This window comes from Alteromonas profundi (assembly GCF_010500865.1).
Taxonomy (GTDB): domain Bacteria; phylum Pseudomonadota; class Gammaproteobacteria; order Enterobacterales; family Alteromonadaceae; genus Alteromonas; species Alteromonas profundi.
On the sequence record NZ_JAAAWN010000008.1, the window covers coordinates 107770 to 132867 of the forward strand.

Here is a 25098-nt window from a genome sequence, read left to right on the forward strand (position 1 = left end):
TCGACCCCGCTATTAAATTGTGAGGTTATTCTTTATCGGCCGCGGCTGAAAACCATTGCTTATGACGCTTCTCATCATTGTAATGACGCTCTATAACAGCACGTTCTTCCACTGAAAAGTCATCATTATCAAGGGCCTTTTCATACGCTTTGGTGGTCACTTCTTCGTTAACATTCATGGCCTTTAAGATGGCCTTATCATTAATAAGGCCAGCTATAACAACTTTACCCTTGGTTAATACCTTTTTATAGTCGGTATCAGTAACCTTATCTTCGCCTCTTTTTACCAATATTGCGTTAAGCGCTTCGGTATGGGCTTTGTGATCATCCCTAAAACCCGCAATGGTATCTTTTAGTGCTGAATCCTCAATACGCTCTAACGAGGCTTCATACGCTGCTATTGCATCAAAATCTAAGTGGCACAGTTGTGAAATAACTTTTGAAGATGAAGACATGGTGTTCTCCTTGACATGTCGGTTAAAATTATTTTTACATCACTTTCGATATATTAGATTACATGGCGTTCTTCTTTTACAAGATTGGTGAAATATACCTAAGTTTAATAGCCTTTTCTGGTGGGACAGTTTCGGCCTACGTACGATTAATTATTAAAGAAAAAAAGGGTAAAAAAATACAAAAATAATAGGTGATTTGGGTTGCAAATTAATCCGCAAAGGTTGTTTTTGTACTATATTTGATGAGTGGGATTTTAAAATACACTAGTCATTTCGCTATAAAAAACATGCGATATCCCTTTTCAAACGATTCAGCCTGATGGCTTGCGTTTCAGTCTTTGAAGCTGGTGGTAGTTATTTAGAAATGGAATCTTAAACCATAGTCTAGTGAGGGAACCTCGCATGAGTTCGTTACTGCTGCGAATTATTATTTTTTTCTGTGTGGTAGTGCTGCCTACAATAGTAACACTTTGTAATGCCAGTGAAGCAGAGCGGGGCACCGTAATTTATCAACAAGAAGCATTAGAAGTTTATATTCATGCCTCTGACAAGGAAAATGCACGTACGCTCGCACACTTTTGTACGAATAAAGGTCGCCAAAAGGGAACAAAATATCGCGTTAATGTGAGTTTTAGCGCAGCATACGAAAGGCGAACGCAACTTATTGGTTCAAGTTATACGCAGTTTGTAAAAGAGAAGATTTATCCCAATTTAATCAAGCTATGTGGCGATATCCGCATAACTGAGATCGAAATGTCTATGACGCAGCAGGGGGAAAGCTCAGGTCCTAAGCGGTTTGAGTTGATGAGTTTTGCGATTGCAGATGAAGGGGAATCGATAACCTATACAAACTATCATCTCAACCATATTGCTGAAGCGCAAATGACCATGGAAGAGATAGCGGCACTTATGCCAGAAAACGTAGCGCACCTTTCCCCTTTAAATCGAGGTAAAGTACTCTACGAAGACGATAGAATTACTGTGTATGCACGAGAAAACCCTTGGTGTCTTCCTCTCAAGCATTCCCGAACGCGGCCTAGCCCAAATGCGGGATTAGATATTGTGGTTCCCGTTTCTTACAGCGAGCTTCACCAATGGCTCAAAACGCACTATGAGTATTTCGAACATAAAATAATTAAACCTCTTATAGAGTCGTCATGTTTCCCGGGGTCCACAGTAAGCGCAAAATTCTATCAAAAAGGAAAGAGCGCTTATCTTGAAGAGGTAAGTTACGGTTTCAAGAAGCCTAAGCCTCAAGCCGGTTATGCGTATTCCTCCTCTCCAAGGCCGCTCGTTTTTACTGTTGTTAACCGCCAGCCCGGACTAACCCGTGAAGCGCGTCTCGCATCGATTAGCGCGCGTAAAGCTGAGCGAGAAGTATGGAATAGTTCCTGCAAAGGTATTTTCTGCTGGCTACATGGCGGGCAATATATTCAAGCTATTTATGATAATAACCTTAATGCCATTAAAAAGTTGGATCGTAAAATTGATAACGCAATTACTTTATGGATCCGTCGTAATCTAGGTAACGATATTGCGAATACAAAGCATCAGGATTATTCTTTACTGCCGGTAATTGCCGATACCTACCTTTATCAATATCAACAATATGCATTGTATAAGTGTCCAGATAATTTATTGCAAAAAACTTACCTTTATAAAAATCCTACGTTTGAGATGCCTGATTATGATGGCCTCAGTATGCCGGACATGGGGGGAGAAATAGACTCTGCCACTTATGTCGTGCCCACAGAGCTTTTACCGCTATGTGATAAAGTATGCGACGCATTCGGCGGAAATTATGATCGTCTTATTATAAATAGCCTTAATGTGAGACCAGCGCTAGGAACAATTGATGGTGTGCACGAATTACTTGATGAATATCGCTGCGACCGCCCTGATGTAAAACAGTTCGAAGATAACTTGGCTCGTCTAACCTTCGCGTATTTAGATAATAAACACGCTTGGCTTACGTCTATAGAAGACGTGTCGACAGAGTCTTTAGGCACCCCCAAGAGCGATGTACGCGTTAAGCCTATTGCCCCACCAGTTGTAGACAATGGGTCTACAGCTAAAACTATCGATAGCGCTGAATCAGAAAATACGCAAAAACCAAAAACAACAGAACCGCAACGGCGGGCGATTGCTAAACGCCCCTCATCATCCGCGCCCCCACAAGCTACAGTTTATCAGAACAAAACACCGCAGATAAATTCGACAGCAGAAAATAACAATGCCATAAACTATGAGCAAATGAATAGTGAGATAGCTTCGTTAGCTGAAAAGTACACAGCACGTTTAAATACGCTAAGCCAGGACTTTCAAAAAAAAGTATTGGCTACCGCTGATCCCCGTACACGGTCAAAATTACTCGCTGAGTTTCAACAAGAAATGGCGAGGTTAAATTCCGAGGCACGAAAGGAGACAGAAAAAGTAAAAGCGAAGTATAAGCGTAATTAAAAGTAGGATAAGTACATTTAAGGGTAAACAAGAAGGCCAACGTACTTCTATGACTTCCAGACGCTATAAAAAATAACCAATAGCGCCTTAAATAATAATACGCCGTGATTTTAAGGCTAGCTTGTTGTTTCGAAGAGGACAAGGTTAATTTGCGCGTCCTTTTCGAACAACAAAGTCAGCAAATTTAACTCGCTCCTCTTCAGCACGTAATTGATCCCACTGGGCCGTTGAGCGGTAAATTCCCCATTTAGGGCGAATGAAGTCTTGTTCGCTTACCCCACGCCACATATCGATATTGTTTTCATGTATATCGATAATTACGGCGTGATCCCGTAATCGGGTAAGTTGCATTATAAGCTGACCATCCTCTGCAAATGTTGCTTGCACAAACACTTTAACCCATTCATCGGTAATATCGGTCCAGTTAGCCCTAACTAAGTACACGTCATCTGTACGTTGTCCCTCCTCGGTATTGCCCGTGCTGTGTCTTACTTGTAACTCTTGCCCACTGCTGTCTTTTTCCACCCCAGAGAGGGTGAGTACCGGCTGCTCATCATTACCATTACTGTTGTCTTCTGAATTATTGCGTGCCTTTAATTGAAAAAAATGACTAAATTTACTGGTTAATGACATCTCGCTGGAGACAAAAAAGAACCACTCAAACTGCATGGTTTCACCCTCAAACCCTTTTAGCGGCGCCGCACTCTTGTCATAGCTTTTAATTTCGTTGCGCTGCCTATCCGACTCTACGCCTTTGTTAAAATCTAAGTCTCGATGGGCGAGAAAAACAAAGTGATTGCCTACCCAGGTGTCATTTTCCTCAATAATGTGTGGTATTGCCGTATGATCGTTGCTAAAGAAGTCTGGCGCTTCAATGCTTCCCTCGCCAAATACTGCTTCAATAAGCGAGTAGGTGTTCTCAGGAGAAGAAGTCCCATCGGCCGCAAGCAACACCTCGGTTTCAGTAACAAAACCCGTATCAGGGGTTTGTACCGTCATAGGTATCTCCGGAGAAGGGAGGGGAGTAGATGTATCATCGGTGGAGGTGTCTTGCTGTGTTGCTGTGCTAGCGCTACTGCTACTGCCTGAGGGGCCGCTACCACATGCTGAGATACACGGCAACGCGAGGGCTATAGCAGCGCAGTAGCTTGCGTACTTTACGTTTCGGGCAAATAGTTTTCCAAGGATTTGGTTTTTCATTTTGTTATCCAAAAATTAACAATTGGTTTTATTTTGTTTTTTAATTGGTTAACCATCAAGCGAAATATGAAAAAATGTGTAAGCCTTTTTCTATCTTTTCTGCACAGCCGAAAAACGAATGACACGGCAAGGAAGCACATATTAAATGGCTGGATTTTTCACTTACCTGGTGGCAAAACCAGTAGGGGAACCGCGTCTTTAGCGACTAAAAAGTCGGCGCTTACAACACAATACACATTGCAAGGCAAACCACCTGTGAAAAGGGTACGTTTCGTAATACACTTCACGGCTATCAAAATTTAGATAACCCGGTATGTGTTCTTACTCTATGCTAATGACGGCACTGTCGGGTTAGGTTACGCGGGCGTGATTTATATTGGCCGGCATGATGCGAAGTTGAAATAATAATAGGAAGTTTATGGCAGGCTTAAATCGAATTGTTCTTATCGACACACACCTCCCCGGTGTGGTGGAATTAAAGCTTGATGGGCACACCAATATATGTGGCACCAATGCGTCAGGTAAAACGACCTTACAGCGGCTTATTCCGGTGTTCTATGGGGAATACCCTAGTCGTGTAGTACCCGCTACCCGAGACTCCTTTGAACGATGGTACCTGCCACGATTATCTAGTTTTATTATTTATGAATACACCCGCGCGGCGGGAGATCTTTGCCAAGCGGTATTGAGCTCTAACGGTAGTGGCGTAAACTATCGTTTAATAGGTAAACCGTTTGCCATTGAAGACTATCTTGTTGAGCAAAAAAACGGCAAGCATACCAGTGTGGGGAGCGCTGAGCTTGCCCGTGCACTAAAGCGCAACGATGTGTTGGTCACGAGTTTATTAACGACAAAAGATTTCCGCGCTATCATTCAAAACGATCATGGTGCATTGAACCAAAGCAGTAATGCTCGAGAGTTACTCGGTTACGCCAAAGTATTTAGCTTGTGCGAACCAAGTAAGCATATGCGTCATATCGAAAAGCTTGCCAAAGCCGTGCACTCCAAAGAAGGCAAGATGGAAACTATCAAAGCGATGATAGCGGCTATCTTAGAAGAAGACGGGGTGACTCCACCAACGTCAGGTCTAAGCCGTCATCGCGTAGATGATTGGATAAAAGAATGTCAGCTTATTAAGCAGTTCGACCATATTCGCCCAGAGTTTAGTAAACTTGAACAGGCAGAGATGGCACTTACTAGCACAGAGCAACTGCTTGCAAACCTAAAGCATAGTTTTGAGCTAGATAAAGTTCATTTATCAGCACGGATAGAAAGCACAAAAAATGAGCTTGAAGAAAACCAGTTTAACCGCAAGCAGGCCGATAACCAATGGCATGATACTCGGGATCATTTAAACCAGGTGATTTCTTCGGCCCGGGCCGATGTTGAAAAGTACGCCCATGAACTTGAAGCAGTAGAAAAAGAGTTCGATAAGTGGCAAGAGGAAGATATCGAGCAGCTAAAGGCTGACGTAGCCAATTTACCTCAATGGCAAAATTCTCGGGAACTGGCAGAAAGTCGTTACCACTTACTTACCGAAAAACACCAAGATATCGATGCCGCTTACAATCGCCGGTTAGCTGAATTGGGTGAAAACCTCACGCTAACGTTAGATGAACTATCTGCTATACGTCAGGAAGCGGGGGATACAAAAGCGCAGTATCAGCAACAAGAGCGAGAAGCCATCCAGCGCATTAAAGATGACTTTTCGGGCCAACTTAATGCCTTACACAATGAACATCAGGCGCAACTAAATGCACTTAATGTTACTGAAGCTGAACTGAAGTCGTCGCTGTCTAATGCTGGCTATAACGAATTTGAGCAATCGCAGCTTGATTTACTTGATGGTGCAATTAAAGATGCGTCTATTAACGAAGACTCAGCCCGCGTTGCTTATCGAGACGCGCAGAAAAACTATAACAAAGCGGTTCAAGTTCGCGAGCAGGCGTCCAACGCCTTAGATAAAGCACGTTTGGCTTTCCAGCAAGAAGAAAAAGCGGTAGCACAGACGAATCGCTTATTGTATCCCGGCGAAGGTTCGTTGTTAGAATTCTTACGTAAAAATGTAGATAACTGGGAAAATACACTGGGGAAGGTTATTCGCTCTGACTTGCTTTCTCGGACTGATTTGTCGCCCTCATTAAGTGAAGATAGTGCCAGCCTTATGGGCGTTACCTTAGCGTTCGATGAAGTTACTACCCCAGAGTTTGCGCAATCAGAACATGCGTTAAAACAACAATTAAAAGATGCAGAACTGCGCCAGGCCGCTTCGCTTGCTGCGCAAAATGAATGCGAGACAAACTTAGCTAAAGCCAATGAAGAGGTACGTAACCTCGAATTGGTAATGACGCAAAAAGACAATGAAGTAAAAAGTGCAGAAGCCAGTAGAAAGCGTGCGCAGCAAGACAGAGACACTGTACTGAGTGAATACCAGCAAGCGTTGTCGCAGCGTAAGCAAAAGGCGAAAAGTAAACTTGAAGCTAATCAGCAAGCACAAAAAAATGCCAAAGCGCAATTTGAACTTAGCCGTGATGAAATAAAAGACCAACAGCGCGAAGCTGAAACCGAACATCGTTTTCACTGGCAGCAACTCATCGCCGATAGCGAAGCACGCATAGCGCAAATTGATAATGATATTAATAAAGCCAAAGCCGATGCGGCCACTGCACGTAAAGAGATGCAGGCTTGGCTTGAAAATGAGTTAAATAACCGTGGCGTTGATGTTGATGAAATTGGGCAGCTTAAAAAGCAGATTGCTACCTTAAAAGATAACATTACACGTACCGAAAGCCAGCGTCATAAAGTTGCCGATTACGAGCGTTGGTATAGTACTGTATTTACTCAACAAAAAGTAACCTGGCAAGAAGGTTTGGCGAAAGCGCGTAAGTCGCTTGGAGAGGCAGAGCGTAGCCTTGCACAACAACAAAGTGACTACAAAAATCAGCGCGAAGCGCTGCAAGAACAGCATACTCAACTAGATAGTAAACTGAGAACGGCTAGCGAACATGCCGAACAGATTAAAACGTTAAGTAAATCTCTCAGTAAGCTTACGCTTCATGCGGCCTCACAGGATATTGAGGTGAAACATGATGATGTGAGTATTAGCCAGCGTATATCAGAGGTGCAAGGCTACTTGCAAGAGCGCGATACCTTGCTTAGCGATATCCGGGCTTATGTCGAAAGGTTCGATCAGCTTATCGCGGCGCAAGCGGGGACAGGGTTATCAGATACATGGGAACGTGCCCGCGAAGAATGTGCCACCATTAATGCTCATGGTGTAAAAAGCTTTGATCATAGACGTATGGTGAAACACTTGTCTCAACTGCTAAACGTCATTGTTCCTCAGAAGCTACAAGGGTTGCGAGAGCAAGGGCGCATATTCGGTGCAGACTTATCGCAGTACTACTTTGTACTGGCCGATATCGATAAGCGTATTGTTACGCAAAGCCGCCGGATTACCGAAGAAGTAGACAGTGAACTCTTCCTAGATGGAGTGTCTGACTCGGCAGTTAAAATTCGCTCCCGCATTAGCGAGTTAGAGTTTTGGCCAGAGCTAGAACATTTTCGCTCCCTGTATCAACAATGGATGGATGAGGGCGCAAATAATCTTCCCGATGAAGAATACGGCATGAGCATGCGCAGAGTGTTAGATATCTTAGGCCGTGCCGCGCTTACTGGGGGGATAAATAAGTTGCTTGATATTGAGTTGCATTTGCGAGAAGGAAAAAGCGACCTTGTGATCCGCACTGATAGGCAATTAAACGAGTCATCAAGCCATGGTATGGCGTACCTTATTTTGTGTAAATTCTTGCTCGCCTTTACCCGTTTGCTGCGCGGTGATGCCGAGGCCACGGTTCATTGGCCGATAGATGAACTAGGGACGCTTCACCAAAGCAATGTAAAGAAAATATTCGATGCTTGCCAAAATAACAATATTAGTGTGGTTGGGGCGTTTCCCAACCCCGAATCAGAAGTTCTAACACTCTTTCAGAATCGTTATTTGATTGACAAAGTAACTCGCCAATTACAGGTGGTTCAACCAAAAACAAGTGCCATTACCGAGCGATTGAAAGCGAGAAAAGAAGCGCAAGAAGGCAGTAAGGAGACATCGGTATGATGACTGAGCAAGGTTTTGTATTAAGTGCACTATTGCAAGGGGCGTTTATTTGCCAAGTGACAAACGAAGAAGCGTGGCGCTTTTTAAAAAGTAACGATAACGCGCAGCAACTAGAGCCCCATCTAAACTTACTCAATCGAACCTTATCAACCACTGCAGAGGGAGAGGTTTTCTTCGCCAGTTATTTAACTATAGGGGAAGCTGAACGTAAGGTATTAACGCAACAATTCCAAGATACTGCGTCAAACCTTATTCCTTTGGTTGAGTGGCTGCTATTGGTACAGCAGGCCAGTGAGTCAGATATGCCTGTTACCATGGGCAATGCAATCCGTTTAAACGAGCTACAAACTACCATAGAAGATACCCCTGCTTACGCAGAGCAACTAGAGAAAATATCGCGTTATAAGATGTTTGGTTCTACAAGTGTAAACCTTGATGGTCAGCTTAAGCAGGTATTTAAACGCTTAACGGAATTGGGGTATCTGAGTAAGCCAAACCCAGATAAACAGATTTACTTGGCCACAGGTAAAGTCGAGCACTTGTATGAAATGATACGCTTTATTGATGAGACTGAAGCGTTAAGCTTGTCGGAACAAGCGGAGGCGGCGATTTCTCAAGGAAGCTTGCTATGAGCCAAGTGTTAATACAGGCGGGTACTAAGTTACTTAATGCGCTAGGCAGACATAGCGATCTTATTATGCAAGCCTATGTCAATGGTACAGTGAAAGAGCAAGATTACAGTGCCAAGGTGTTAGAACAACTCACACAGCTTGGTGTACTGTGGCGCCCTGATGCGCAAAGCGAACTGCGACTGAAAAGCGCGGTAAGAACCCTCCTTGAAGGCAGTCTTCAGGACGAACGAAACCGCACAATAAACGCAAATATTGGCGCATCATTGGCAAGTTTAAAGACCTTGGCCGAACACTATAAAGAAGCCCTTTATCATAATAAGTTCAACGAAGCGGCTGCGCATATGAGTGATTTAACCGAGCATGTGTATCAGTTGTCCGAGTCGCTGTCTAATAGTGTTAGGATCATGTTCAGCCGTATTAATAACGAATTTGGCTATGTATCCTCGGTTGACGCTAAAATCCGTGAAAACGAGCTAGCTCAAGGACAGGTAACCGATTTATTGTCTCAGTTAGAGTGTTTTCGATTTGACGAGTTAAGTGAAATTGCCGGTTCAAATAGAGAATTGCGGCATTTATTGGTGGTATCACTACAGCAACGCTTTTCAAAAGCGGCGCAAGAGCTGTCTGTGGTACAAGCGAGATTACTCGATTTGCTGGGCAGGTTTAGAGAATTTAAAGGGCGTACTCGGTTACTTAAGGGGTACCTGCTGCATATGGAACAGCAACCCGATTTCACGCCAGGGAACTACGCCAACCTAACGCAAGTTCCCGTGCTTTTTAACCAAACCGCTAGCGTTATTAAACCAGCGTCAGTAGATGTCAATAGTGTGGAACATGAAGAAGCCTACCACGGAATGGTGGCCTCGCTATCGCATATTCACAAACGCCATCAACATGATCATGAAGATGACAAGCAACAAGACATTGATATGACTGAGCAGTCTACGGTGTCGTTGGAAAAAGACCCGCTACAACTCGCGGTAGAAGACTACTTTTGTGACGTTATAGATTCAGGGCAACCGAAAACTGCCTTAAGCTATTATCAGGAAAAGTCACTAACCTTTGACCAAGAAGTATGGATTTATCAGGTTATTGGCGGGTATCAGGCGCTGGCCGACCAGGAAAAGCAGTTCTTCGCGTTAGATGCTCACGGTAAAAACGATCCTACGTACACAGGAAACTTCTACATTAATGATATTACATTGGGCTTGCGTTAATTCAATGTGTGAGTGGCAGCCGCATTTACAATAAGGAAATCGGGTTTACCTTTAAATTTCGCCTATTTACCCTATAATATAACTGGTGGTTCACATTTTTTTAACACGGTGAACCTAATCCTTCATGTTAGCGTAATAGGGCTGTCAATTAGCTCATGTAGCTTACTTCTATGACAGAACTTATATGTCTCGCAGGATGCGGGCAATGTAGTGGTACCGGTGCGTACGGTACGTAGAGGAATTTAATTATGCATTTATCTGAACAACAAAGCTTTAATCAAGCGTTAATCAAATTGGCGGTTTTATTGTACCAAGTTGATGGTATGGTCACCTTGTCTGAGCAGGACTATCTCAACTCTGTGGTAGAAGAGCTCGATTGGCAGAGCCCTATATGCCCAGAGGCATTTCTTACCGATACTATTTATCAAACCCGCCAGGCTATTGATACCGGCGATACGTTGCAGTATATGCGTGATCTTAAAGAAGACTTGGTATTTGATGCCGAGAAAGCGTTAGAAGTGGCCATGATGATTACGGGGGTAGACGGGGAACGAAGTGAAGAAGAAACAGAACTACTCTCAGTGCTTACTCATAAACTACTTGCTAAAGCCCTAGTGGCAAATAAAGTGAATGAGCAAAACAGTGAAGGGGAAGCAGTCGCTCACCAGTGAAAAACAGTAAAACTCCTCTTGCCGCAGCCGCCTTGGTTGTGGCTGCTAGCACACTACTAGGCGTAGCCGGGTGTCATTCACAGCCGAGTGCTAGATTTACGGCTTCGTCGGCCACATTTCCTAGCAAAGTTGCGCCTTATTCGCGTTATCTTGGCCGTATTGAAGCATGGCTAAAGTCGGAACGCATTTTTATTAGCGAAAATGAAGCGCAGGAACTGGCGATGAATATGCCGTTTGAGTGCGCAAGCAATGTCACCGATCGCGGCGTGCTTTTCGTTCACGGTTTAGGCGACTCACCGTATTTTTTTCGTGATGTAGCACAATCTTTATGTAATCAAGGCATACGAGTTCGAACCCTATTGTTACCGGGCCACGGAACTAAGCCAGGAGATATGCTTAAAGTATCTTATGACAGTTGGCAGCAGGAAACCGAGTTTCACTTAAACCTGCTTGCTGAAGAAGTTGATACGCTTTACGCCGGTGGCTTTTCTACAGGGGCGAATTTGGTGACACTTGCTGCCTCTGGGCGTGATGATGTTGAGGGCTTATTACTGTTTTCTCCCGCCTTTAAGTCACGCTTTTTTGTGTCAAAACTCGCGCCTTATGTAGATAGTTTGTTTCCCTGGCCTAATGTGGAAAAAGAAGACAATCCCAGTCGCTATAATTCAACGGCGATGCCGGGCTTCGCCGCTTATCAAGAAAGCGTAAACGCACTTCAAGGTTATTTTGAAACCAAGCAGATAGACGTGCCTGTGATAATAGTTGTTGCCGAACAAGACAGCGTTGTCGATACGCAATGGGTTGCTCAGCAGTACGCTAACAACTTCACATCACCCATCAAATGTTTGTTATGGCAGGGAGAAACCGCCCCACGAGACGTAACCGAACAGGGCGCCACAGTAGCGTTACAGACTATGCGCTTACCCGAAAAACGCATAGCTGCGGCGTCTCATATGAGCGTGTTATTTTCACCTGAAAACCCGTTATACGGTGTGCAGTCAAACTTTCGTATCTGCGACAACGGTCAATCAGAAGGTAAGCAGGCTCAATGCGAGGCTGGGGAGGAGGTATGGTTTGGGCCTTGGGGCTACACCGATAAGCAACACGTTTACTCTCGACTTACATATAACCCTTACTTTGACGCTATGATAGCGCAACTACTGGCTTTCACCGATAAGGAAAAAGCCAGTACACTATGCGCTAGGGATTAAGCATGTTCGCCAGCGGCTTCCATTTCTTTTTCTAGTCTATCAGTTTCATCAGCCCGTGGCTTGGTGAAGCGCGCTAAGGCTAGGTACAAAACAGGGGTAAGGTACAAGGTAAAGACAACCGCGATACCTAATCCACCGAATACTACCCAACCAATAGCGTTACGTGCTTCTGCCCCTGCGCCTGTAGAGAGGATAAGAGGAAGACCACCTAATATGGTCGACACAAGGGTCATCATAATTGGGCGAAGACGAACTTTACCTGCTTCAACAATGGCGTCGTACACTTCATAGCCGCGATCTCTTAGCTGATCAGCAAACTCAATAAGTAATATGGCATTTTTCGCCAACAACCCAATAAGCATAACTAAGCCAATTTGCGAATACACATTGATACTTGTACTGGTTAAGAACAAGGCATAAATAGCAGCGGCAATACCAAAGGGAACCGTGAGCATAACGACTATCGCGCTGTTTACACTCTCAAACTGCGCGGCTAGCACTAACAATACAATGATAAAGGCCAAAACATACGTTAGGGCAACTTGCTGTGACGTTTCCTCAAATGTTTGTGCTTCGCCTAAAAATACCAAACCAATCCCGTTCGGAAGGTTTTCTTGTGCAAGACTGCGAACTCCCTCCACAACATCGCTAAGGGGAATATCTTCTGGTAATTCCATTTCAATCTTAATGGCACGGCGCTGCGCTTGTCGCTCTAATTCTGCAGCTACCCCTTCTTCAGTAATATAGGCAACGCTAGACAGCGGAACCAAATTGCCGGTATTACTTTTTACGTACAAGTTGGTTAATTCAGAAGGGTTTAAGGTGCTTCTGTTATTCGTTTGAAGCATGATAGGGATAGCCTGATCGCCCACGTTAAGGTCGGCAATATCATCGCCGTTTACCGCTGCCGTTAGTGTGCTGGCAATATCACTTAAGGGAACGCCAAGCTCTTCTGCACGACGTCGGTCGATGTTTACCCGCATTTGTGGCTGAGTCGGGTCGTAACTCACCCTTGGTCGTCCTAGTTCAGGCATCGCGCTTTCTATATCACGGGCGAACGACATAGCGGCCTTGTGGATATTCTCGTAAGTATCGCCTGTTAACGCTATTTCTAATCCGCCGCCCTGACCTCGAAGGTTTAAGCTATTGCCGCCGAAAGCATTGCCGGGAGCGCCGGGGATATTCTGCAGTCCAGGACGAATTTCATTCACCACGTCCTGTAACGATTTATCTCTATTATCCCAATGTTGGAGCGGGGCAGTTATAAACACAATATTAGGGTCCCAGCGCCCTACAACGGTATAAATAGAGTCAATGGTGCCATTCTCCACATAGGGCAGTAGCATTTCTTCCATTTTCTCGGCTTGCCGATCCATAAAGTTTAGCCCAGCCCCATCAGGTCCGCGGGCAAAAATTCGAATGGTACCTCTATCTTCGCTCGGTAACAGTTCATTGTCGATGTTCTTGGCTAAAAGGTACGCACCACCGCCAGCCAGTAAGCTCAATACACCTACTACCCAAGCGTATTTCAATGCCTTCACTAAAGAATATTGGTATGCCCGTAAGCATGCGTGCCCAAAGCGGCCGAATGTAGCATGAAAGAAACCCGAGGTGGTTTGTTTCTTTACTGCTAATCGTGCGGTAAGTGCTGGAACCAGTGACAAAGCAACGAAGGATGAAATAATTACGGCACCAGCAAGTACACCGCCGAATTCTCTAAATAGCCTACCTGCGGTAGAAGGAAGAAAGGCAATAGGAATGAATACCGAGGCGAGCACCGCGGTAGTTGCAATAACTGCGAAAAAGACTTCTCGGGTTCCCACCACTGCTGCGGCACGCGCGCCTAAGCCCATGCCTCTGCGCCGTTGAATGTTTTCTGATACGACAATGGCGTCATCCACAATCATGCCGGTGGCTAACACAAGTGCTAACAGAGTAAGTATATTAATCGAAAAACCCATCGCCCATATTATGCCAAGGGCGCCTGCCAACGAGACTGGTATAGACAGGGCGGGCACGAGCGTTGCGCGCCAGCTACCGATAAATACCAGTAGGGTAACGATTACAAGGGCAATGGTGAGGCTTAGTGAAACAACAACTTCGGTAACAGAATCGCGGATAAACTCAGCGTCATCAGATGTCACTACGATATCCATATCAGTAAACCGCTTGTCTAAGTCAGCTACCATTGCAAGAACTTCATCTGAGATCTCAATGGTATTTGAGCTTGCCTGGCGTATGACACCTACTCCGATAACAGGTTTTCCGTCAAGGCGCACGACACTTGAACTATCAGCGGGACCGAAATATACGCTGGCCACATCGTTAACGCGAATATCGCCACTAACAACAATATTACCTACATCTTCTGCGGTTACCGAGGTGGCATCAGCGCGTACAATAAGCGCTTGATCAGCCGACTGAATACTGCCTGCTGGAACATCAAATGGGGCAAGGGCAAGTGCATCCGCAATGTCTGTCATGGAAAGCCCGAAACTGGTTAAACGAAGCGGATCTACGGACACCCTAAGAACGCGGGCGCGATCGCCGCTTAAACTTACATCAGCTACCCCGGGAATGCTTAAAAATAGGGGGGCCACATCGGTATCTACCCGCTCTGTGAGGGTTTCCATATCCAGCGTATCACTTGATATTGCAAGGCTAACCACTGCTTGTGCGTCGTTGTCGGCACGAATAATTGAAACTTGTTCAACATCTTCAGGCAATTGCCTTTGAACGCGACTCACCGATTCGCGGGTTTCATTTGCCGCATCTTCTAAGTTAATGCCAGGCCTAAATTCAACCCTAACGCGGGCTGAGTTTTCCTCGCTTTGGGCATAAATGTTTTTTACTCCACTCACCCGCGCTACGGCGCCTTCAAGACGGCTGGTAACCTCTGCGTCAACCGTTTCAGGAGACGCTCCGGGGTAAGACGCTGTTACTGTTACTCGAGGGGTATCTACATCAGGCAATTCTCTTACTTCAAGCCCACTTAATGCGGCTAAACCAGCAATTGCTATCAACAGATTTAATACCACAATGAGTACGGGGCGACGAATAGATAACGAGGGTAAGTCGTTCGTCACGGGAGTCTTACTCATTTGCTGGGCCTCCAGCAAGTTCGGTAGTAATCGCTTGGCCTGTACGCAAACGCTGAACGCCTTCGGCAATAAGAGTATCGCCCTCTTCAATATCGCCAGATACTAAGATAGTGCCGCGAAGGCGTTGGTGAACACTTACATCCACGCGTTTCGCTTTACCATCTTCCGCTAACCAAATATAGGCCCCGGTTGCGCCCCATAGCAAAGCGGCTTCGGGTATTGCCGCATAGCGGTCGCCTTTCATACTTAAATGAACACGAAAGCTCATCCCTGGGCGGTATTTATCAGCAGAGTTATCTAACAGGGCGCGAGCACGGAGGGTACGATCAGTCTCATTGATGCGAGAATCTATTTGCGCGATTTCCGCACTAAGCGAAGTTTCTTTATCCGTCCATGGTTCAAGCGTTACTTTCGGCGCGTTTAGCAAAACAGGTAACGCTGCTTCTGGCGCTTTAAAGTTAACGAATAGTTTAGCGCGATTATCTATGGTGGTGATCACCGTTTGTTCATTAATACGATCGCCTTCTTCTATGTCGGTAAAACCCACTACACCATCAAAAGGTGCAATTATATGGCGGTCTTCTAAGTCTACTTTGGTTTCTTCCAGGGCAACTTGGGCTAAATCTCGCTGAGTACGGGCGAGATCGAGTTCACTAATGGGCACAGCCCCTTTTTTATAACTAGATTCCAATCGCTCTAAAGTACGTTGTGCTTCTTTTAAATTCAGTTCAGCGCGCTTTACTGCTACTTGTTGACGTCTATCATCCAAGCGCACCAGTATTTTTCCCGCTTCTACAGACTGGCCAGGAACAAAGTGAATTTCTTCCACTTCATCAGATACCGGCGAGAAAAGCGTTACAGAGCGCACAGCTTCGGCACTGCCCACAGCTTCAACATTACGGGTTTCATGTATAAATGTGATAGGTTGTGTAACCACCAACTTAGCTGGTTCATCCCCACGATACTGGGCGAAACTTGTGGCGCTTGGAAGAGCGAGCGCGAGGCAGCATGTGGCTGCCGTAAAATAACGGGATAGTAAGTTTTTCATTATATTTCCGAAGCGTTTTATCGTTTTTACGTGATGAGTTTTGTTTGTATTTTGTACATCACGTTACTTAAGCATTATGTACTGTATAGCACCACAGCCAGTTCAGCTAAGCAATTGCAGTTCAGCGTATTCCCTATACAAGGTATCGCTTTTCATCAGTTCGCTATGGGTACCGGTGGCTACAACCTTACCTGCATCCATAACCACAATTCTGTCTGCGTGCTGCACGGTAGCTAGCCTGTGGGCTATAACAATGCTGGTTTTACCTTCCATTAACCGATTCATGGCTTGCTGTACCATGCGCTCGCTCATAGCATCTAGCGCGCTGGTAGCTTCATCAAGCAGTAAAATAGGGCGGTTAGCCAGAATTGCTCGAGCAATGGCAATACGTTGTTTTTGGCCGCCAGACAATTTGGTTCCGCGCTCACCAAGTTCTGTGTGATATCGATTTTCGAGGTTGTCGATGAATTCGTGGGCGAAGGCTTGCTTCGCGGCTTTTATTACCGCCTCGTCATTAGCCTCTTCATTGCCGTATCGAATGTTCTCCATTACCGTAGTTGCGAATACCACGGGCTCTTGTGTTACTACCGCAATATATTTGCGTAGGGTGTGTAGGGGCAGGGTAGATGCAGGCACGCCATCAATCAGGATGTGCCCTTGCTGAGGATCGTAAAAACGCATTAGCATTTGAAATAGTGTTGTTTTTCCTGCGCCGCTAGGCCCAACTAAGGCCAACTTTTCGTTAGCGTTTATATGTAGATTTAGGTTGGTAAACAAAGGCGCACTTCTATTGTACGCAAAGGTAACGTCTTTAAGCGTAATAGATGGCGCCATATGGGATGTATTGATTTTGCTTACGTGATCGCCGGGTGAAATGATCCCAGGTGTGGTCTGGTAAAGTTGATATAGGCGTTCTGAAGCGCCAACCCCCCGTTGCACTTCGCCAATAACTTCACTTATAGTGGCAATACTCCCCCCCGCCATTACGGCGTAAAACAAAAACGCAGACAGTTCACCTACTGTCATGGCACCGCTAAATACCTGTCTGGCGCCCACCCATGCAATAAAGATAATAGCCGTCATGCTTAAGCACATAATGCAGCCGATTAGTAACGAGCGGTAGTGTATTCTGCGCTTAGCCGCAGCCATAGCAAGCTCTACACGAGAGGCGAAGTGATGGCGCTCTTTATCTTCAGCAGTATAGGCTTGTACGGTCATTATTTCGTGCAAGCTTTGGTCGATATGTGCCCCTAAATCGGCTATTTTGTCTTGACTAATTTTGGCGTATTTACGTACCTGTGGGGCGAGAACCTTTATAGGGATAAGCACTCCCGGCACCGCCACAATTACGCAAAAGGTAAGTAGCGGACTTGAAATTCCCATCAGCACTAGCGCGCCACAAAAGGTAACGATGGAACGCAATGTCATTGATAAACTCATTCCTACCACGGTTTGGATCACCGTGGTATCACTAGTAAAACGAGAAATGACTTCGCCAGTGCGTAGTTCGGCAAAAAACGATGGCGGCAGAGATAATAAATGCGCATAGACTTGCTTTCGAATATCGGCGCTAACCCGCTCTCCTAACCACGTCATAAGGTAAAAACGCGCATAGGTTGCCACGCAAGCGACTAATGTGATGGCAAGCACGATAAGAGTGGCTTTATTCAAGGTTTCAGGCGCGCTTTCTACAAAGCCACTGTCGATAGCATACTTAATGCCCTGGCCTAGCATTAGCCATGAAATGGCAGCGGTGAACAAAGCCAGTATGGCCCCAACCACCCGCTTTTTGTACCGACGTAAATGGGAACCAATCCATAGTAAAACTTGCTTTGTAGATACTTCATTTAGCGGTGTAGCCAAAATAACCTCTTTTTTAAACTTCGACTTGGTTTTTAAAATAAGGCTGTAACGTTAGGAGAAAAACCTAACGATACTAACGTGTAAGCGTTACCGGCATGGAGCCAATCTTAAACAATGTTGAAGATTATACGCTGAATATGCATGCGTTGTTTTGAACATGCGACTACAGATGCAGTAAATCAGGTGGGTGGGCCGTTAATCTAAAAACGAGGGGGAGGGGAGAGAGTAATTGAGGTCCGCATCATTACGACGAACCTCAATTGCATTTACATAAAGCACACGGCGGTAACACCGTATGGGTTGCCCATGTTATTCGCTAGTTTTGACTAGCTGCAAGGGCTTGTTCTATATCGGCGATAATGTCATCAATATGTTCGATACCTACTGAAATGCGTACCATATCTTCACTTACCCCCGCAGACGCCAACTCTTGCGCATTTAATTGTCGGTGGGTTGTGCTTGCAGGGTGACAGGCAAGCGATTTAGCATCACCGATGTTGACCAAACGCAGTATTAACTGAAGAGCATCAATGAATTTCGAACCGGCAGCTATGCCACCTTCAATGCCAAAGCTAATAATGCCCGCAGCTTTACCGCCACAAATACGCTTGCAGGTGTCGTAATGTTCACTGGACGGCAAGGCGGCGTAATTTACCCAATTAACTGAAGGGTGTTTTTCGAGAAAAGCTGCGACCTTTTCGGCATTCTCGCAGTGACGCTCCATGCGCAAAGATAATGTTTCAAGCCCTTGCATAATATTAAAGGCACTTTGCGCAGAAAGGGCCGCGCCTGTGTTGCGAAGAGGGACTACACGGCAGCGGCCGATATACGCAGCAGGGCCAAGGGCCTCGGTGTAGGTTACGCCGTGATAGCTAGGATCAGGTGTGGTTAGCATGTTAAAGCGTTCGGCGTTGGCGGCCCAGTCAAATTTGCCCGAATCAACTATAATACCGCCCACGGTTGTGCCGTGACCGCCAATGTACTTTGTTAACGAGTGTACGGCAATATCTGCCCCGTGATCGAATACTCGGCATAAAATAGGGGTGGCTACAGTATTGTCTACAATTAGCGGTACGCCTGCGTCATGGGCAATGTCGGCCCAGCGTTTAATATCCACAATATTACCAGCAGGGTTACCAATAGATTCGCAAAATACCGCTTTTGTGTTTTCGTCGATAGCGGCAGCTAAACCCTCGAAGTCATCGGCTTGTACAAATTTAGTTGTAATTCCTTGGCGTGGGAACGTATGGGCAAACAAGTTGTAAGTGCCGCCATACAGTTGCCCGACACTCACTATGTTACTGCCTACTTCAGCAATAGCTTCAATGGCGTAGCGTATAGCGGCCATTCCAGAGGCGACGGCTAATGCGCCAACGCCACCTTCTAATTCTGTTAAACGTTGTTCTAAGACCGCATTGGTAGGGTTCATTATGCGGCTATAAATATTTCCCGGCACTTTAAGGTCGAATAGATCCGCGCCATGTTGTGTGTTATCAAACGTATAAGACGTGGTTTGATATATAGGCGTGGTTGCTGCTTTTGTGGTTTCTTCGCTAGTATAGCCTGCATGTAACGCAATCGTTTCTGGTTTCATTGAACATACCTTAAGGACGTTAGATGTTAATTTGGACGTTTAGACGTCCATCTAAGGTAGATGAAAAATAACCATTTGTGAAGCCATAAATAGTATGTTGTAAATAAAAAGTTATTGATAGCGGGAGCGTGCAGGTAATTAAGGGGGAATAGCTTTTTTTAATTCAAGAAAAAGCCCTCTCTACCTTTCGCCTTGTGTTCGCATACGCTTATTAATAATCAATGAGTTGGAGTTTCAATAGTGCAACAAACTAATAACACTGTTCTTTATCATGTACACGACCCTATGTGCAGCTGGTGTTGGGCCTTTGCGCCTACTTGGGAAAAAATAAAGCAGAGGTTACCAGAGCATATAGAGGTACGTTATTTATTGGGCGGGCTAGCGCCTGACTCTAACGAACCTATGCCTAGTGCAATGCAAACTGCTATCAGTGGATACTGGCAAACCATTATGCAAAAAGTACCAGGCACACAGTTTAACTTCGATTTTTGGGAAAAATGCGAGCCTCGCCGCTCAACCTATCCCTCTTGCCGCGCAGTTATAGCAGCCAGAAAGCAAGATCCCAGTAAGGAAATAGCGATGCTCCGAGCCATTCAAGAAGGGTACTACCTTCGTGCAATGAACCCATCAGATAATAGCACGCTAATAAGACTGGCCATTGAGCAAGACCTCGATGCTTTGCAGTTTGAGAAAGACTTAACTAGCGAAGCTACACAAAGCGAGCTGATGGAAGAAATTAGCCTAGGGCGAGCCATTGGCGCGCAGGGCTTTCCTAGTTTAATTTTGAAAACGGATGAAGGTTTTCGTTATATTCGTTATGACTATAACGACGCCAGTGTGACCCTACGCCTCTTATAGCGGTTTAAAATGGTTCAAAAAAAGGCTGCTTAATGTGCTCGTTAAACCGTGCCCTCTTTACACTGTTCTAGGCGAGAATTACCAACGAAGTTGGGTACACCAATCTCAACATCAATCACGTGAGAGGCTAATAAACCAGTTTGAGTTTCTTGAATCCAGACTTTCATTCTGTCGCCTTTTCGGGACTGTGCAAGAGAATAGCGTTTACCCCCTTCTAGGTCTGCATCTAAACGAACCACGGCTTCTCTACGATTTTTTTGTCTTGTTCCAGAATTTACAACTGCGGCTGTAACAAAGAGAACGTGTTCACCAGCTGATATGTTTCGGATTCTAAATTCATCGGACGGACGTTGATTCCAGCACATGAGTCGAACAAACTCTTCCTCGTTTTCCCACTGCTGTGCATAGAAATCTACACGGGCTTCGTTTGAGGCGATCTCTGCTTGAGGTACAGTAAGTTGTGAAAAAGAACTACATGCTGCTAGCTGCGCAAGAAGAAATATTGACGATAAAGTGCGAAATTTCATAATAATCCTTTGTTTATTTTCCTGATGCTATTCCAGCATAGCTTTTCACCAAGAAAAGCGGCAACACTAATTAAGGGGTAAATAAGACTTTTACTTGCATTAAATGGTGATATCCGTATAATTCGGCGGCCTTCCAATTGGTGTCTAATTTTTAGACGCAGGTTGAAGGCTTAAGTTAACGGTAACGCTACAACGAGTTTGAGGCATTTATGGTTACTATTCGTTTACAGCGTGGTGGCGCGAAAAAGCGTCCATTTTATCAACTAGTGGTGGCTGATAGCCGTCGTGCAAGAAACGGTCGTTTCATTGAAAACATCGGTTTCTTCAACCCAACTGCACAAGGTCAAGCGGAACGTCTTCGCGTAGATCTAGAGCGTGTAGATTACTGGGTTGGCGTTGGCGCGAGCTTATCAGAGCGCGTTTCTAGCTTGGTAAAAGAAGCTAAAAAATCTGCAGCATAAGCTGTTTTAACTGGTGAGTATAGATGAGTCTAGCGTCTGACAGAGTGGTTATTGGCAAAATTGGCGCGCCCTATGGCGTAAAAGGTTGGGTCAAAATCAACAGCTATACAGAAAAACCAGAAGGTATCTTTGAGTACTTACCTTGGTTTCTTGGTGACGAAAAAGAATATCAAATTGACCAATGGCGACCGCATGGTAAAGGCCTAGTTGCAAAAGTAGTAGGTATTGAAGACCGAGATGATGCTGAACGCATTAAAAACTTGGACATTAATATCGATGCAGCGCAACTTCCCGATTTGGGTGACGAAGGGGTTTATTGGCGCGAGCTCACGGGCATGAAAGTAGTAACAACGCAAGGTTACGATCTTGGTGTCGTGAAAGAAGTATTTAATACAGGTGCTAATGACGTGATTCACGTTAAAGCGAATGTTGGCGATGCTTTTGGTCAAAAAGAAAGATTATTACCTTTTGTTTATGATGAAGTTGTACAAGAGGTAGATAAGGAAGCGAAGGTCATTAAAGTTGACTGGGACCCGGGGTTTTAAGTGACACCGGAAAAGTGGTTCGGGGTAGTAAGCCTGTTTCCAGATATGTTTGCGCCATTCACTCAACAGGGTGTAATAGGGCGAGCAGTTAAATCTGGTAAGTTGTCGGTCGATACCTTTAACCCCCGTGACTTTACTCATGACCGCCATCGTACAGTAGACGATCGCCCCTATGGAGGCGGACCCGGCATGCTAATGATGGTAAAACCGCTTACTGACGCAATACACGCTGCCAAGAGCATTGGTGGCGAAAACAGTAAGGTGATCTACTTATCACCCCAAGGGAAACCCCTTGACCAGGCAGGCGTGCAACGCTTAGCCAATATCGACCGCACTATTTTAATATGTGGGCGATACGAAGGAATTGACGAGCGTGTAATCGAACGCCATGTAGATGAAGAAGTGTCTATTGGCGATTACGTGCTAAGCGGCGGCGAACTGCCGGCAATGGTCTTAATGGACGCAGTTGCTAGGCTAGTACCCGGTGTGCTGGGGCATAAAGCTTCAGCTGTTGAAGATTCCTTTACCGATGGACTTTTGGATTGCCCGCATTATACGCGGCCAGAAGTACTCGATGGTCAAAAGGTACCTGAGGTGTTGCTAAGTGGAGATCATGAAAAAATTAGGCAGTGGCGACTGATGCAATCTTTAGTGAGAACTAAGCAACGTCGCCCTGATTTGTTAAATCACCTAGCTCTGACTGAGGAGCAACAACGTTTGCTTGATCAATATCAAGCACTGTTGCGGCAAGATGACAGTTAACTAGGACGAGAGGATATGATGAGCAAAGTCAGTCAAGATATCATCAAAAAAATTGAGCAAGCACAGCTTAAGTCTGATGTACCTGAGTTTGGTCCAGGTGACACAGTAGTTGTTAAAGTTCGCGTTACCGAAGGTGACAAAGAGCGTCTTCAGGCATATGAAGGTGTTGTTATCGCTAAGCGTAACCGTGGTCTGCACTCGTCTTTTACCGTACGCAAGATTTCTAGCGGCGAAGGCGTTGAGCGTGTGTTCCAAACACACAGCCCGCAAGTTTCTTCAATAGAAGTTAAACGTCGCGGTGCGGTTCGTCGTGCTAAGCTTTACTATCTACGTGAGCGTTCAGGTAAGTCTGCACGTATCAAAGAAAAGCTTAACTAAGATTACTAATCCTTGCGTTATTGTTAACTTCGAAAAAGCCCGCTTTAAGCGGGCTTTTTTGTGCCTATTGTTTAATTAAGTGTCACATTTATTTACATTTTCTTCGAATAGCAAACGTAACTTATTGATTTTTATGGTGGCATACTTTTTGCTAAATCGAACTGTAGGTAAATAATAAAAGGAATAATAAAGATGAAAACCAAATTGCTCTCACTACTCTCGTTACTCGTGGTCTCACACAGTGCCTTGGCTGGGTCTGCTCCGGTAGCAACACCGGTTGACGAACCAAGTACGCTCGTAGTCATTGGCGCTGTTGCTGTTGTAATTGGCTTAGTTAAGTGGAAAAACAGGAAGTAAGTTTCCAAGTGTTAGAAAGTGTAAGTTTCAGAAGTGAACAAATTCACTTTATTGTTTTTGTATCGGTGATTTTGTTTGTTTTGCTTCTTGAAGCTTGCTTTGCTGCCAAGAAAATCAATAAAAAGATCCAATCTGATCGTTGGTTTTTTAATGTTGTTTTATTTTTCATTGGTTCGCTTTGTGTTCAGCTTATTTTACCCGTAACAGCGTTTTCTGCTTCACTATGGTCCCAAGACACCCGTTGGGGATTATTCAATGTCGTATCAACATCTATATTTAGTAGCACGTTAATATTTCTTATTGCTGCAGACTTAGTACTCTATTTAATGCATCGCTTGTACCATTCTCACCCTTGGTTGTGGAAAATACATGCTGTTCACCATAGTGACCAGTATTTTAATGTTTCAACATCGCTACGTTTTCACCCCTTAGAGTTTATTATTACCTCCTGCTTACTTTGTGCCACTATCGTCTTTCTCGCTGTTCCCCCCGCAGCAGTGCTGGTCTATTTTGTAATCCAAGCAGTCTCATCTGCCTTTACCCATGGCAATTTTTATTTGCCCGATGTCATTGCAAAAAAGCTGGCGTGGTTAATAGTCACACCTAACCTCCACTCGGTGCACCATAGCGTCCATCGACATCAAAGTAACAAAAACTTCGGGATCGTTTTAACGTTTTGGGACAGAGTGTTTAATACCCTGTCAGTGGTGAGTCTTAAAACATTAAGGGGAATAACGCACGGCGTTAGTGAACACATGCACATCATTCCCACGAATTTTTCTAGTGTGTTGTTTTTCCCCTTACGTAAAAAGCCTCGCAACAAAGCCTAACCCACCGCTGTTAGCTCGTCATATCCATTATTTTCACAGGCGATTACACCTAGCTTCAATAAGCATTAAGGCTTTTTATCGTGTATTTCATAGGTGAACTATAAATGGACTTCATCAGAATAAGTTAAAGGTATAAATAAGAGCGTGGGTTAATGACAACAGAGTACTTTCACTTTCTCGGTATATTAGGGGTGGCGTTTTTTGCCGTGTCAGGCACGTTATTAGGCCATGAGAAAAAAATAAACGGGTTTGGTGTCGTTGTTGTTGCTTGTCTAACCGCGTTAGGTGGGGGAACAATAAGAGACGTAGTCTTAAGCCAACCTATTTTTTGGATAAGTAGCCCCGATTACTTATTATCCACTTATGCCGCCATTATCGGCACCATCTTATTTATTCGCTATATGCCGCCGCTATCTAACTACTATTTTATTTTTGTGGATGCCGTAGGGCTAGCCATTTTTAATATTATGGGGATTGAAAAAGCCCTTATTGAAGGGACAGGCATGATTATCGCTATTACCATGGGGATGACCACAGGCATCTTTGGCGGGCTTATGCGAGATGTAGTGTGCAGAGAGATCCCTCTTGTGATGCAAGGAGATGTCTATGCTTCTGCGTGCTTGGCTGGAGGCCTAACCTACGCGGCATTATTCTCACTTGATGCACCCTACGCATGGTGCATTCTGGGTTCAGTTGTTGTCACTGTTGTGTTAAGAGCAGGCGCAACCCGCTGGGGATGGCGGGTGAACTTATTTAAAAAACGTCAAGCTGCGCCAAGCGATAAAGAGCAATAAACAGTACCGTGCAGTCAG

At 44.9% G+C, this 25098-nt stretch carries 21 protein-coding genes; 14 read left to right on the forward strand and 7 right to left on the reverse strand.

Features of this window, described 5'->3' with window-relative positions; translation table 11 throughout:
- Window positions 1–25 precede the first annotated feature (25 nt).
- A complete protein-coding gene (locus GTH32_RS08050; RefSeq protein ID WP_163084722.1) occupies window positions 26–454 on the reverse strand; it encodes a DUF2383 domain-containing protein in 429 nt (142 codons plus the stop codon).
- Between the two features lie 402 nt (window positions 455–856).
- Here GTH32_RS08050 and GTH32_RS08055 point away from each other — a divergent pair, with 402 nt between their 5' ends.
- The gene (locus GTH32_RS08055) at window positions 857–2914 is read left to right on the forward strand and encodes an OmpH family outer membrane protein (protein ID WP_163084723.1); all 2058 of its coding nucleotides are present in this window, start codon (window positions 857–859) and stop codon (window positions 2912–2914) included.
- Window positions 2915–3058: 144 nt separating this feature from the next.
- On the opposite strand, the gene GTH32_RS08060 is transcribed toward GTH32_RS08055, so the two are convergent.
- Entirely contained in the window at window positions 3059–4114 is a 1056-nt protein-coding gene (locus GTH32_RS08060; protein ID WP_246223180.1) for a hypothetical protein, read from the reverse strand.
- Window positions 4115–4532: 418 nt separating this feature from the next.
- Here GTH32_RS08060 and GTH32_RS08065 point away from each other — a divergent pair, with 418 nt between their 5' ends.
- From GTH32_RS08065 to GTH32_RS08085, 5 genes are all read left to right on the forward strand, one after another.
- Window positions 4533–8231, forward strand: coding sequence for an ATP-binding protein (locus tag GTH32_RS08065; protein ID WP_163084724.1), 3699 nt, complete (start codon window positions 4533–4535; stop codon window positions 8229–8231).
- Entirely contained in the window at window positions 8228–8863 is a 636-nt protein-coding gene (locus tag GTH32_RS08070) for a condensin complex protein MksE (protein ID WP_163084725.1), read from the forward strand. Before GTH32_RS08065 ends, GTH32_RS08070 begins: the two co-directional genes overlap by 4 nt.
- Window positions 8860–10080, forward strand: coding sequence for a phosphoenolpyruvate carboxylase (locus GTH32_RS08075; RefSeq protein ID WP_163084726.1), 1221 nt, complete (start codon window positions 8860–8862; stop codon window positions 10078–10080). Before GTH32_RS08070 ends, GTH32_RS08075 begins: the two co-directional genes overlap by 4 nt.
- A gap of 248 nt (window positions 10081–10328) precedes the next feature.
- Window positions 10329–10751, forward strand: coding sequence for a tellurite resistance TerB family protein (locus tag GTH32_RS08080; RefSeq protein ID WP_163084727.1), 423 nt, complete (start codon window positions 10329–10331; stop codon window positions 10749–10751).
- Window positions 10748–11962, forward strand: coding sequence for an alpha/beta hydrolase (locus GTH32_RS08085; protein ID WP_343033404.1), 1215 nt, complete (start codon window positions 10748–10750; stop codon window positions 11960–11962). The genes GTH32_RS08080 and GTH32_RS08085 overlap by 4 nt, the downstream gene beginning before the upstream one ends.
- Here GTH32_RS08085 and GTH32_RS08090 read toward each other — a convergent pair.
- The 4 genes from GTH32_RS08090 to GTH32_RS08105 form a co-directional block, all read right to left on the reverse strand.
- Window positions 11959–15063, reverse strand: a complete 3105-nt coding sequence (locus GTH32_RS08090; protein ID WP_163084728.1) for an efflux RND transporter permease subunit — start codon at window positions 15061–15063, stop codon at window positions 11959–11961. The genes GTH32_RS08085 and GTH32_RS08090 overlap by 4 nt on opposite strands.
- Window positions 15056–16111, reverse strand: coding sequence for an efflux RND transporter periplasmic adaptor subunit (locus GTH32_RS08095; RefSeq protein ID WP_163084729.1), 1056 nt, complete (start codon window positions 16109–16111; stop codon window positions 15056–15058). Before GTH32_RS08095 ends, GTH32_RS08090 begins: the two co-directional genes overlap by 8 nt.
- Before the next feature lie 102 nt (window positions 16112–16213).
- Entirely contained in the window at window positions 16214–17974 is a 1761-nt protein-coding gene (locus GTH32_RS08100; RefSeq protein WP_163084730.1) for an ABC transporter transmembrane domain-containing protein, read from the reverse strand.
- 316 nt (window positions 17975–18290) lie between these two features.
- Entirely contained in the window at window positions 18291–19568 is a 1278-nt protein-coding gene (locus tag GTH32_RS08105) for an O-acetylhomoserine aminocarboxypropyltransferase/cysteine synthase family protein (RefSeq protein WP_163084731.1), read from the reverse strand.
- 285 nt (window positions 19569–19853) lie between these two features.
- Here GTH32_RS08105 and GTH32_RS08110 point away from each other — a divergent pair, with 285 nt between their 5' ends.
- Complete coding sequence (locus GTH32_RS08110; RefSeq protein WP_163084772.1) at window positions 19854–20426, forward strand: DsbA family protein; 573 nt, start codon at window positions 19854–19856, stop codon at window positions 20424–20426.
- Window positions 20427–20467: 41 nt separating this feature from the next.
- Here GTH32_RS08110 and GTH32_RS08115 read toward each other — a convergent pair whose 3' ends face one another.
- The gene (locus tag GTH32_RS08115; protein ID WP_163084732.1) at window positions 20468–20953 is read right to left on the reverse strand and encodes a hypothetical protein; all 486 of its coding nucleotides are present in this window, start codon (window positions 20951–20953) and stop codon (window positions 20468–20470) included.
- Window positions 20954–21162: 209 nt separating this feature from the next.
- Here GTH32_RS08115 and rpsP point away from each other — a divergent pair, with 209 nt between their 5' ends.
- The 7 genes from rpsP (at window position 21163) to GTH32_RS08150 (ending at window position 25080) form a co-directional block, all read left to right on the forward strand.
- The gene (rpsP, locus tag GTH32_RS08120) at window positions 21163–21414 is read left to right on the forward strand and encodes a 30S ribosomal protein S16 (protein WP_163084733.1); all 252 of its coding nucleotides are present in this window, start codon (window positions 21163–21165) and stop codon (window positions 21412–21414) included.
- 23 nt (window positions 21415–21437) lie between these two features.
- Window positions 21438–21959: a ribosome maturation factor RimM gene (gene rimM / locus GTH32_RS08125; protein ID WP_163084734.1), complete on the forward strand. Its 522-nt coding sequence runs from the start codon at window positions 21438–21440 to the stop codon at window positions 21957–21959.
- A gap of 45 nt (window positions 21960–22004) precedes the next feature.
- The gene (gene trmD / locus GTH32_RS08130) at window positions 22005–22721 is read left to right on the forward strand and encodes a tRNA (guanosine(37)-N1)-methyltransferase TrmD (RefSeq protein WP_203565419.1); all 717 of its coding nucleotides are present in this window, start codon (window positions 22005–22007) and stop codon (window positions 22719–22721) included.
- Between the two features lie 18 nt (window positions 22722–22739).
- Window positions 22740–23099, forward strand: coding sequence for a 50S ribosomal protein L19 (rplS, locus tag GTH32_RS08135; RefSeq protein WP_163084773.1), 360 nt, complete (start codon window positions 22740–22742; stop codon window positions 23097–23099).
- Between the two features lie 192 nt (window positions 23100–23291).
- Window positions 23292–23456: a hypothetical protein gene (locus GTH32_RS08140; protein WP_163084736.1), complete on the forward strand. Its 165-nt coding sequence runs from the start codon at window positions 23292–23294 to the stop codon at window positions 23454–23456.
- Window positions 23438–24286, forward strand: a complete 849-nt coding sequence (locus GTH32_RS19480) for a sterol desaturase family protein (protein WP_163084737.1) — start codon at window positions 23438–23440, stop codon at window positions 24284–24286. Before GTH32_RS08140 ends, GTH32_RS19480 begins: the two co-directional genes overlap by 19 nt.
- A 152-nt stretch (window positions 24287–24438) precedes the next feature.
- Window positions 24439–25080 carry a trimeric intracellular cation channel family protein gene (locus GTH32_RS08150; protein WP_163084738.1) on the forward strand — a complete coding sequence of 214 codons (642 nt, stop codon included), beginning with the start codon at window positions 24439–24441 and terminating at the stop codon, window positions 25078–25080.
- The last annotated feature ends 18 nt before the right edge of the window (window positions 25081–25098 follow it).